Source organism: Bradyrhizobium sp. (assembly GCF_016462955.1).
Taxonomy (GTDB): Bacteria; Pseudomonadota; Alphaproteobacteria; order Rhizobiales; family Xanthobacteraceae; genus Bradyrhizobium.
In genome coordinates this window covers 1-11,260 of sequence record NZ_JAEMSD010000201.1, presented here as the reverse complement: position 1 = coordinate 11,260, position 11,260 = coordinate 1, and the positions used below count along the sequence as shown (strand labels likewise).

Sequence of the window (11,260 nt, the reverse complement as noted above, 5' to 3'; positions counted from 1 at the left end):
GCCATACTTGCCGCCGGTCCAGCCGGTGTTGACCAGCCAGCAATCGACATTGTGCTGGGCGATCAGGTCGCGCAGCATGTTGCCGTAGACGGAGGGGTCGAGCGGCAGGAACGGCGAGCCGAAGCAGGTCGAGAATTCCGGCTGCGGCTCGTTGCCGAGACCGCGCTCGGTGCCGGCGACCTTGGCGGTGTAGCCGGACAGGAAGTGGTACATCGCCTGCGCCGGCGACAGCTTCGCGATCGGCGGCAGCACGCCGAAGGCGTCGGCGGCGAGCATCACCACGTTCTTGGGCTGCGGCGCGCGGCCGGTGCGCGAGGCGTTCGGGATGAAGTCGAGCGGATAGGCCGAGCGCGTGTTCTCGGTCTTGGAGCCGTCGTCGAAGTCGACGACCCTCGTGTCCTCGTCGAGCACGCAGTTCTCGAGCACCGCGCCGAAGCGGGTCGATGCCGCGAAGATCTCGGGCTCCGCCTCCTTCGACAGCTTGATGCACTTGGCATAGCAGCCGCCCTCGAAATTGAAGACGCCGTTCGGGCCCCAGCCGTGCTCGTCGTCGCCGATCAGCGTGCGGTTGGGATCGGCCGACAGCGTGGTCTTGCCGGTGCCCGACAGGCCGAAGAAGATCGCGGTGTCGCCCTTGGCGCCGACATTGGCCGAGCAGTGCATCGGCATCACGCCGCGTTCGGGCAGGTAGTAGTTCAGCGTCGTGAAGACCGACTTCTTCATCTCGCCGGCATAATAAGACCCGCCGATCAGGACGATCTTGCGGGCGAAATCGATCGCGACCACGTTCTCCGAGCGGCAGCCGTGGCGTTTGGGATCGGCGCGGAAGCTCGGCATGTCGATGATGGTGAGCTCCGGCACGAAGGTCGGCAGCTCGATCGCCTCGGGCCGGATCAACAGCGTGCGGATGAACAGCGAGTGCCAGGCGAGCTCGGTGAAGACGCGCGTCTTGATGCGGTAGGCCGGGTCGGCGCCGCCGTAGAGGTCCTGCGCGAACAGCTTCTTGCCTTCGGCGTGGTTGAGGAAGTCCTGGTAGAGCGTCTCGAACTGCTCCGCGGTGATCGACTGGTTGCCGGCCCACCACATCTTCTTGTCGGTGGTGGCATCGCGCACCGTGAACTTGTCCTTCGGGCTGCGCCCGGTGAACTCGCCGGTGTCGGCGCACAGCGCACCATCGGCGGATAGCACCGCCTCGCCGGCTGCGAGCGAGTATTGATAGAGTTGCGGCGCACCGAGGTTCCAATGAACCTGCTTGAGATTCTTTAAGCCGAATTTGTCGGCGCCGAAGGCACCGTTGCGCACGCCCGTCTCTTGCACGAAAAAATCCTCCTAGAACCCGCGACACCAAGCGCGGCCAAGTTTGGCGCCATCGCGGTCACCGTGATAATTGGGCCATTCGGCCTCGGCTGAATGACCTAATACTGGTGAACGCTGGCGTTGCCAAGCTGATCCCGCAGGATTTGGTTTATTCAAGGACCGCGCCAAAGGTCGCGCATGTCAGCTCTGAGCGGGCGCATCGAAAAAGTGCGAATGATCGCGCAACCAACAGCACCTTCGTGCGTTACATCTAGTTGTTGCAGCGCACAATCCGCCTATCTTACCTCACCCTCGCCGATCAGGGCGAACGGCCCCCACATTGCAGGATAGGCGTTGCGCGACGACGAGGCGTCGTCGAGATAGGTTAACATCGCGCGCCGCAAGGCTTCGGCTCGGCCCAGCTTTGGTTCGTTCTTGAGCAGCTCGAACGTCGACGTGGTCAACCGGGTGGCGGCTTCCGAATCCACGGCCCAATGCGACACCAGGAGCGCACGGGCGCCTGCATAGAAGAACGAGCGCGCCAATCCCGACAGCGCCTCGGCGCCGGGCTTGTCACCCGCGATCGTATTGCAGGCGGACAGCACCACCCAATCGGCGTTGAGCTTGAGCTGGGCTACTTCGCTCGCGGTCAGAAGACCGTCGTCGAGCTCCGACGGCCGATCCGGAATGGAGAGCGCGAGCGAGGGCTCGCCCAATCCCTTGACATCGCCGGCCACGAGGCCGTGGGTGGCAAAGTAGATGATGCCGTATTGAGCAAGCGCTGCACGCTTCAACGTCGTCTCGCTGGCATCACGGCCGAGATGAATATCGGCCGCAGCGGCGCCGACGTCCCTGGCCACCGCGGTCAGCTCGTCCGCGGTGTCGGGCAGTTGAGGCAGCGCCTGCGCAAGGCGCGCCCGATCCACGCCTGCGCCGCGCCAGAAATCTGCATAGGCGATCGCCGCAATGCTGCGCGCGGCGACCTTGCCGCTCGCGGCACGCCGATCGGCAGGTCCTTCGGCCGCAGGGTTGAACACGGGATCGCCGAAACCGGTCATCGGCTTGACGGTTTGATCCCTGCGGGCAAAGGCGCGCAACGATTTCAGGCTGATTACCGACGGCAGCACCGAAACGGCCTGACGTTTCAACAGCCAGGCCGCCTCGCGATAGCCCTCGAGCCGGTCCGGGATCGCCGCCTGCGGTTTCTCCGTGACCAGCAGATGGAACGGCAATGCGGTCAGCGCCGCCGACGGCACGACCAGCAAATTGCGCTTGTCCTTGGTCATTGCTTCGACCGGGCCGAGCAGCGCGACATAGAGTTCGTGGGCGAGCCCGAGGTCGAACAATCCCGCCTTGCCGGAGGCATCGTGCGCCTTGCCGACATCGAGCCCCTTGCGGAATGCAGCCACCTTCTGCGTCAACGCATCCGCGCCGAAAGGGATTTCCCTCCAGTCGACGCCTTCACGCGTGATCGCGACGACATAACTCTGCTTGTCGACGACGGAATAGATCACCATCGCCTCGTCGGCCGACAGCAGCGGCTGGATATCCTTCACCGTCAGCGGCAGCGGGTTGGAGAGCGAGGAATAGTCGGGAAACTCGATGGCGAGCGTCTTCTGCAGGCCCGTGCGCTCGGTCGCGATCGCGGCGATCCGCGCACGGTTGCGCTGCTCGGCTGCGGCGTCGCGCTGCGCCGGCGGCTTCGACACCGCGGAAACGATCGCCTTGTCGAGCGCTTCGGCCTCGGCCGCGAGATCCTGGTCGCGGCGCACCAGCTCGGCGAGCCGGTCGCTGCCGGCGGCAAGCCGCACCGCGAGCTTGTTGACGGCAGACGCGGCGGAGGATTGCGTGCCGCGCTGGATCGCAGCGAGCGCGTCATCGAGCGCCTTGTCGCTCGCCAGCAGCGATTGCTGCCGCGCCGCGAACAGGATCGGCAGCACGACGCGCAGCTGCGCACGATTGGCCGCAAGCGTCTTCTGCGCGAGCGGCAAGGCATCCGCCGTCCACCCCGTTGCCTGCAGGAAATCGGCAAGATTGCTCGTCGAGGTCGCGGCATCGGGGTGATCCGGCCCGAACGCACGCTCGCGAATCGACAGTGCGCGGCGGTAGAGCGGCTCGGCCTCCGCGTGGCGCTGCTGGTGCTGGTAGAGCCCGGCGAGATTGTTGAGCGAGCGAGCGACGTCGGGATGCTCAGGCCCCAGCACCTTCTCTCGGATCGCGAGTGAGCGCTTGATCGGGGCTTCGGCTTCGGCATCGCGGTTGAGGTCGCGGTCGACCTGGCCGATGTTGTTCAGCACGGTGGCAACCGCGGGATGCTCGGGCCCGGCAGCCTTCTGGTAGATCGACAGCGCCCGCCGGAACAGCGGTTCGGCCTCGGCGTGACGCTGCTGCTTCACATAATATGTGGCGAGATTGTTAAGGGACTGGCCGACGTCGGGATGTTCGCGCGATAGCGCCTGTTCGCGAACGGCCAGCGCGCGTTTGAACAGTGGCTCGGCCTCGGTGAAGCGGCTCTGCCGTTGATAGAGCGCCGCGAGATTGTTCAGGAGCGGCGCGATCTCGACGCTGCCCTGGCCGGTGCCCCTCTCCATCAGCGCGATGGCGCGCGTGTAGAGTGGCTCGGCTTGATCATCGCGTCCTTGGTCGGCGTGGATCTGCGCGAGATTGTTGAGTGCGGCGGCGAGGTCACGGCTGTTGCTGGTCTTCTCGAGCGAGGCCACCATGGCCTGCGCCAGCGGCAGCGCCTCCGAATATTTGCCGGCTGTCCGAAGCGCATTGATGCGCGCGCTCTGCGCCGACAGATCGCTCTTCTGGGCAAGCCCTGGCGCGGCAAACGACGCAGTGATCACGAGCACCAGACCCGCAGCCAATGCCAAACGATGACGCGTCATGAACCCTCTCGCTGCGAGCCTCAAAACCTTGTCGTCTTGGGTCGCAACGATGGGGCGCGGCGTTCAAGGCGTTGCGCTCTCGTCCACCTTGCTGCGTGCTTCGCCAGCAAGGCGCACCAGCATCTTGCGCAGCGATGTGCCGTCGGTCACCCGCTCCGGGAAGTCCAGCCGCAGCGCGGCCTGGCCGTCCTGCATGTCGAGGCCCTCAGGGTCACAGCCGGTGCAGCGCCAGTCGCCCGCGGCGGCGCCGAGCAGCTTCGTTGCATAGAGATTCAGCGCGTCACGATGGTCCGCGTTCATGTGCTCGACGGCGCTCGCCTCCGCCGCCAGCAGGTCTTCGGCGCCAGTGAGGTCCGTCAGGAATTGCTCCGGCTTGAGGTCGACGATTCGGCCAAAGCCGGCGACCAGATGGGTTCCCGTCGGCCGGATTCGGAAAAAGGAGAAATCCTTAAAGGAAACAAACCCTTCTGCCGAGGGATGCGCATTCAGATAGCGTCGCTTGAGCAGGTCCTTTTCAGCCTCGGCCTGTTCCGCCCGGCCGGACAGCATGATCCGCGCCCCTTCGAGCGGATCGCCAGCCGCCCGCTCGTCCAGCATCAGCGAGACCCGGCTATCGGCAAGGATGTTCCTGGTATGTACGGCGAGGCCAGAGATCAGCAGGATAGGCGCGCCGTCGGGTTGGCTGGCCAGATTGACCAGGGAACAATAGGGGTCGCCGCTGCCGGTCATGAGCGTTGCCAGCGCCCCCTGCCGGGACCGCCTCAACAGCGATTTGGCGAGCTTTGCGGGATCGAAATCGGGAGTCGGCTGCATCGGCTTTCTCGGGTCAGGTGGTTGCATGGAGGGCCTTTTTTCGGGTAAACGGGGGCCCGGTTATGGGTCGAGATGCGGCGAATCTGCCGTGTTTCGTGGAACTTGGTCACACTTCAGCCCAGCTTGCATTGCTCGGTGACAAGGTTCGAACGCCAATTCGGCACCCATGTATGCGGCGCATCACTGGATTGCTCGCCGTTTCAAGCCACGACCCAAACGGAAAGCAGAAAGCAGAGGCTCATGCCCACAATCGCTTTGGTCGACGACGACCGCAACATTCTCACATCCGTCTCGATCGCCTTGGAAGCCGAAGGCTACCGCATCATGACCTACACCGACGGCGCCTCCGCGCTCGACGGTTTCCGCACTACGCAGCCCGATCTCGCCATCCTCGACATCAAGATGCCGCGCATGGACGGCATGGAGACGCTGCGCCGCCTCAGGCAGAAATCCGACCTGCCGGTGATCTTCCTGACCTCCAAGGACGAAGAGATCGACGAATTGTTCGGCCTCAAGATGGGCGCTGACGATTTCATCCGCAAACCGTTCTCGCAGCGACTTCTGGTCGAGCGCGTCAAGGCGGTGCTGCGCCGCTCGGCGCCGAAGGACCCGACCGTCGCGCCGAAGGAGAACGATGCCAAGGCGCTCGACCGCGGCCTTCTGCGCATGGATCCGGAACGGCATACCTGCACCTGGAAGAATGAGCCGGTGACGCTGACCGTCACCGAATTCCTGATCCTGCAGGCGCTCGCGACCCGGCCCGGCGTGGTGAAGAGCCGCAACGCGCTGATGGACGCCGCCTATGACGACCAGGTCTATGTCGACGACCGCACCATCGACAGCCACATCAAGCGGCTGCGCAAGAAGTTCAAGGTGGTCGACAACGAGTTCGAGATGATCGAGACGCTCTACGGCGTCGGCTACCGTTTCAAGGAAGCCTGAGGCGGCTGGCGCCGTCGCGAGCGACTGAGAGCATCCCCGGTTCTGATTCCATCACGGCCGGGATGATTCTAGGATGCGGGGACCTTTTGAACGAGCCGTCCTAACGCGGGCGTAAGCATTGCTTGACCGAACGCAGCCTGATCCAAACCAGAGCGCCGGGGATTTCCCATCCGACGGCGTTCAGGAGCATTTTGCCGAAGCCAAGCCGTCAGGCTTCCGGCCGCTGAACTGGCTGAAGCGCGCCGGGCAGTTCTTCTTCGCGCTGTCCTTCTCCAGCCTGACCCGGCGCATCGTATCTCTGAACCTTGCCGGCCTCGTCGCTCTGGTGGCGAGCATCCTGTACCTGTCGCAATTCCGCGCCGGCCTGATCGACGCGCGGGCGCAGAGCCTCTTGGTGCAGGCCGAGATCATCGCCGGCGCGATCGCGGCCTCTGCGACGGTGCAGACCAACGCCATCACCATCGACCCCGACCGGCTTCTCGACCTCAAACCGGGCGAGACCTATGGCGGCCCCGACGAATATTCGCCGCTGGACTTTCCGATCAATCCGGAACGCGTCGCCCCGGTGCTGCGCACGCTGATCTCGCCAACCAAGACGCGCGCCCGCATCTACGATCCGAATGGCAGCCTGCTGCTCGACAGCCGCAACCTCGAAAACGTGCTGCGCTTCGACCTGCCGCCGCCGGCCGACAAGCCCGGCATCATCGAGCGGGGCAAAGTCGCGGTGCGCACCTGGCTGAACCGCGGCGACCTGCCGCTCTATCGCGAGCTCGGCCCGGAGAACGGCAACGGCTATGCGGAGGTGAGCAATGCGCTTCAGGGGCAGAAGCGCTCGATGGTACGGGTCAATGCGCGGGGCGAGGTGATCGTGTCGGTCGCGGTCCCCGTGCTGCGCTCGCGAGCCATCCACGGCGCCTTGATGCTCTCGACGCAGGGCGACGACATCGACCAGATGGTCACGGCCGAGCGCCTCGCCATCCTGAAGGTCGGCGGCGTCGCCGCCGCCGTGATGATCATGCTGTCGCTCTTGCTTGCGAGCACGATCGCAGGTCCCGTGCGCCGGCTCGCCGACAGCGCCGAGCGCGTCCGCCGCCGCATCAAGGCCCGCATCGAGATTCCCGATTTCACCCGTCGCCGCGACGAGATCGGCCACCTCTCCGGCGCGCTGCGCGACATGACCAGCGCGCTCTACAGCCGCATCGAGGCGATCGAGATGTTCGCCGCCGACGTCGCCCATGAATTGAAGAACCCGCTGACCTCGCTGCGCTCGGCGGTCGAGACGCTGCCGCTGGCCCGCAACGAGACCAGCCGCGCGCGCCTGCTCGAGGTGATCGAGCACGACGTCAAGCGACTCGACCGGCTGATCTCCGACATCTCCGACGCCAGTCGGCTCGATGCCGAGTTGCAGCGCCAGGACGCGATCCCGGTCGATCTGCGCCGCCTGCTGACGACGCTGACGTCGGCCGCCAACGAGACCAAGCTCGGCCACGACGTCGCGGTCGAGACACGCTTCGAGGGCCGCGGCCCGACCGACGCCTTCGCCGTCAGCGGCCACGATTCGCGGCTCGGGCAGGTCGTCTCCAACCTGCTCTCCAACGCGCAGTCCTTCTCCGAGCGCGGCAGCAAGGTGCGACTCACTTGCCGCCGCGTGCGCGGCGAGATCGAGATCGTGGTCGACGACGACGGCCCCGGCATCCGCGACGACGCGCTGGAGCGCATCTTCGAGCGCTTCTACACCGACCGTCCGCATCAGGGTTTTGGCCAGAACTCCGGCCTCGGCCTGTCGATCTCCAAGCAGATCGTTGACGCCCATGGCGGACGGATCTGGGCGGAGAACCGTCCGGGGCCGCCGGATGAAGAGGGCGTCCCGACCGTCTCGGGCGCGCGCTTCGTGGTGAGGCTGCCGGCGCTATGAGCCAAGGCGGTTTGAACGAAGGAAGCTTGAGGGAAGCCGGGCCCAGCGTTCACGCCTCCGCCGTCCAGGTCGGGGCGCATGCCGTGCTGATCCGCGGTCCCTCCGGCTCCGGCAAGTCCCGCCTTGCCTTTGATTTGATCATGGCGGGACGCGCGGGCGTCGTGGAAAGCGCGGTCCTGGTCGGGGATGACCGTGTCCAACTGGCGACACTCGGCCATGAAATTGAGGTCCGGCCCGCGCCGCGCCTGGCCGGCCTGATCGAGATCCGGGGCCTCGGAATCCGCAACTGCGACTTCGTGGAGCATGCGACCGTCGGTCTCGTGGTCGATCTGGACGCCAACGACGCGGAACGCCTGCCGCCGGACGAAGCCCTGAAAACCAGCATTTTAGGTGTCGAGATACCGAGAATCCCTGTCGCCCGCGACTATTCGCCCCTCCCGCTGGTTGTCGCGGCCTTGACCACTACCAAGAGTTCATCTTCGGTTAACCCTTGAGGCGATTGTTTGAAGGGAAATGGTAACCATATGAACCCCACTATCGCCAGCGAATAGACCGGCGCAGCTCCCCTTATCCATCCGTCTAGATTCAGGGAGATACGCAACATCCCCTCTTGCGCGGGGGCTCTGGATGGTCAAAGTGGCGCGTTCGTGCGGTGCACCAAAAGCGCCCGCGAGGAGTTTTCCGATGATTGGTCTAGTACTTGTGACCCACGGGCGCCTTGCCGACGAATTCAAGGCGGCGCTTGAGCATGTCATGGGTCCACAAAAGCAAATCGAAGCGATCACGATCGGCGCCGAAGATGATTCCGATCTGTGCCGAAGCGACATCATCGAGGCGGTGAACCGCGTCGATTCCGGGGACGGCGTTGCGATCCTCACCGACATGTTCGGCGGCACGCCGTCGAACCTCGCGATATCCTGCATGAGCCGGCCCAAGGTCGAAGTGCTCGCGGGCATCAACCTGCCCATGCTGGTGAAGCTCGCCAAGGTGCGCGAGGAGCGGCCGCTGCCCGACGCCATCGCGATGGCCCAGGAAGCCGGCCGCAAATACGTCACCATCGCCAGCCGCGTTCTCGCCGGCAAATGAGCGAGGAGGCGCCACAAGCCGGGACCGGCGTGCCCGACGGCGCGATCTCCAGGGATCTCCTGATCATCAACAAGCGCGGCCTGCACGCCCGCGCCTCCGCAAAATTCGTCCAGGCCGTCGAGCGCTTCGATGCGCAGGTGTGGGTGACGCGCGGCGGCGAGACCGTCGGCGGCACCTCGATCATGGGCTTGATGATGCTGGCGGCCGGACCGGGTACGACCATCACGGTGGCGGCGGCCGGCGCCGAAGCGGAAGCCGCGCTCGCGGCGATCACGGAACTCGTGGAGAGCAAGTTCAACGAGGAAGGGGTTTAGGCCCATCGTCATTCCAGGGCGATGCGCAGCATAGTTCGCGCTACGCGCGCCCCGGAACGACAATAACCCTCACTTCGCCGGCGGCGCGATGTAGACGTTCCAGCTCATCGTGGGACCGGCCTTGCCGTTGGTGAAGCGGCGCGTGCTCAGCACCATGCGCTCGGCAGTGGGCGCGACCTCCGATATCCATTTCTCGAACTTGGGCAGCCGCTCGTCGGTCGGATCGAACACGCCGATGAAGCCGTATCTCCTGGCGTCCTCGAGCGAGGTCAGACCGGAATCCCAGGCCTCGAGCGGCAGCAATGCGGACGGGTGATCCGGGCTGTAGAACACCATCGGCTGGATCGATTCCATGGTGCCGGCAACCACCGCCCAGCGCGAGGCAAAGCGCATGTGCCAATCCTGGGTCAGTTTGCGCGCCAGCTCCGAGCGCGCGCCATAGGTGGCGGTGTTTCCGGCATTGGCCGCCATCTCGCGCGCGGCGATCCAGGGCGAGGCGGCGAGCGTCGCCGCGCTGAGCAACAGCCAGATCGCGGCGATGTTGAACAGCACCGCCGCCTGCACGCGCAGCGCCGGGATCGCGACCAGCGCGAGCGGGACCAGAAAGAACAGCGAGATGCCCCAATCGGTCTTCATGTAGATGCTGAACACCAACGCGCCGAGCGGCGGGCCGACCGCGACGATGACCTGGATGATCCAGACGTTCAGCGCCTGCGAGAGATTGACGCCGGCATTGCCGCCGCGCGCCCAGGCACGCGTGACGATGCGCGTGGGCGCGCGCAGCAGCAGCTTGCCCCAAGGCGGCACCAGCGCCATCGCGAGCGCCGCGAGCGCCACAGGCAAGGCGAGCAGCCCGAGATTATGCAGCACATAGCCGGCGACGAGTTGATGCACCTGGGCGCTGTCGGCGAGGCTGTAGGTATCGCCGGCATAGGTCAACGGCACGAAATGCGCGTCTGCCAGCCAGACGATGTGCGGGATCATCGCGAGCCCCATCGTCACGATCGCCAGCCACGGCGCCGGCGATGCAAGGAACCGCAACCGCTCGGGGTGGAGCAGCGCGGCTAGGCCGATGGCGCCGATCATGGTCAGCACCCAGTATTTGGTCATCAGCGCCAGCGCGCCGGCGAGTCCGAGCAAGATGCCGGATTGCCAGCTCCGCTTCTCGAAGGCGTGGAGATAAGCGAGCACGAGCAGCGGCAGCGTGACGAGCTGAAGCAGGTCCGGGTTGTACTTGAAGCCCTTGAAATTGAAGATCGGATAGAGCGCGATCATCACCACGACCAGGAACGCGCGCCGCGCGTCCACCACGCGCAAGGCGATCAGCCAGCAGATCACCATGCCGACGCTCACGGTCGTCATCGCCAGCGCATAGGTCGCCCAATCCGCCGCCGGGAACGCGCTGAACCAGAGGCCGGCCACCCAGCCCGACAGCGGCGGGTGCTTGCCGTAGCCCCAGAGGAATTTCTGGCCCCAGCCCCAGGCTTCTGCGACGTCCATGTGAACGTCCTGCGCCGCCTTGAGGTTGATCAGGATGAAGGTCCAGAGCACCGCATGCAGGATCGCGAACTGGATCACCAGCCACAGCCGCGCCTCGGGACGGACCGCGCAGGCCACCAGGAAGGCCCGGACGCGGTCAAAGCTCAGGCGGGTCTTCGTGCGCGCTTTGGTGGTGGGGATCGAGGTGGTCGACATGGGCGCTTGCCTAGCGCGTTTTCGCCGCTCGTGGAATCAGCTTGGCGTGAAGAAAGGCCCTGAAAATACAGCAATATGGTTGCCGCACGGGGATGTGAGTGGTATCCCGCGCCCATGACGACCGTCCCCATTTCCAACATCCGCAATTTCTCCATCGTCGCCCATATCGACCATGGCAAATCGACGCTGGCCGACCGCCTGATCCAGATGACCGGCGGCCTCTCCGACCGCGAGATGGCGGGCAAGGAGCAGGTGCTCGATTCCATGGACATCGAGCGCGAGCGCGGCATCACCATCAAGGCGCAGAC

At 65.3% G+C, this 11,260-nt stretch carries 10 protein-coding genes; 6 read left to right on the top strand and 4 right to left on the bottom strand.

Annotation, left to right across the window (positions count from 1 at the left end):
* The 3 genes from JHD07_RS20405 to JHD07_RS20395 form a co-directional block, all read right to left on the bottom strand.
* Nucleotides 1–1,317, bottom strand: a 1,317-nt coding sequence (locus JHD07_RS20405) for a phosphoenolpyruvate carboxykinase (RefSeq protein WP_291625193.1), incomplete at its 3' end; no start/stop codon positions are given.
* Between the two features lie 275 nt (nt 1,318–1,592).
* On the bottom strand, nt 1,593–4,187 hold the full coding sequence (locus JHD07_RS20400) for a CHAT domain-containing protein (protein ID WP_291625192.1): 2,595 nt from the start codon (nt 4,185–4,187) through the stop codon (nt 1,593–1,595).
* A gap of 63 nt (nt 4,188–4,250) precedes the next feature.
* On the bottom strand, nt 4,251–5,000 hold the full coding sequence (locus tag JHD07_RS20395) for a DUF2470 domain-containing protein (protein WP_291625191.1): 750 nt from the start codon (nt 4,998–5,000) through the stop codon (nt 4,251–4,253).
* A 240-nt stretch (nt 5,001–5,240) separates the two neighbouring features.
* On the opposite strand from JHD07_RS20395, the gene JHD07_RS20390 reads away from it, so the two are divergent.
* From JHD07_RS20390 to JHD07_RS20370, 5 genes are all read left to right on the top strand, one after another.
* The gene (locus tag JHD07_RS20390; protein WP_008542552.1) at nt 5,241–5,942 is read left to right on the top strand and encodes a response regulator transcription factor; all 702 of its coding nucleotides are present in this window, start codon (nt 5,241–5,243) and stop codon (nt 5,940–5,942) included.
* Nucleotides 5,943–6,060: 118 nt separating this feature from the next.
* The gene (locus JHD07_RS20385; protein ID WP_291625166.1) at nt 6,061–7,857 is read left to right on the top strand and encodes a sensor histidine kinase; all 1,797 of its coding nucleotides are present in this window, start codon (nt 6,061–6,063) and stop codon (nt 7,855–7,857) included.
* A gap of 26 nt (nt 7,858–7,883) precedes the next feature.
* The gene (locus tag JHD07_RS20380) at nt 7,884–8,351 is read left to right on the top strand and encodes an HPr kinase/phosphorylase (protein ID WP_291625194.1); all 468 of its coding nucleotides are present in this window, start codon (nt 7,884–7,886) and stop codon (nt 8,349–8,351) included.
* A gap of 190 nt (nt 8,352–8,541) precedes the next feature.
* On the top strand, nt 8,542–8,943 hold the full coding sequence (locus JHD07_RS20375) for a PTS sugar transporter subunit IIA (protein ID WP_007597752.1): 402 nt from the start codon (nt 8,542–8,544) through the stop codon (nt 8,941–8,943).
* On the top strand, nt 8,940–9,257 hold the full coding sequence (locus JHD07_RS20370; protein ID WP_291625122.1) for an HPr family phosphocarrier protein: 318 nt from the start codon (nt 8,940–8,942) through the stop codon (nt 9,255–9,257). The genes JHD07_RS20375 and JHD07_RS20370 overlap by 4 nt, the downstream gene beginning before the upstream one ends.
* 69 nt (nt 9,258–9,326) lie before the next feature.
* Here the strand turns inward: JHD07_RS20370 and JHD07_RS20365 are convergent, their stop codons facing one another.
* On the bottom strand, nt 9,327–10,952 hold the full coding sequence (locus JHD07_RS20365) for a glycosyltransferase family 39 protein (protein WP_291625121.1): 1,626 nt from the start codon (nt 10,950–10,952) through the stop codon (nt 9,327–9,329).
* A 114-nt stretch (nt 10,953–11,066) separates the two neighbouring features.
* Between JHD07_RS20365 and JHD07_RS20360 the strand changes: the two genes are divergently transcribed.
* A partial coding sequence (locus tag JHD07_RS20360; RefSeq protein ID WP_291625120.1) for a GTP-binding protein occupies nt 11,067–11,260 on the top strand: 194 nt, incomplete at its 3' end.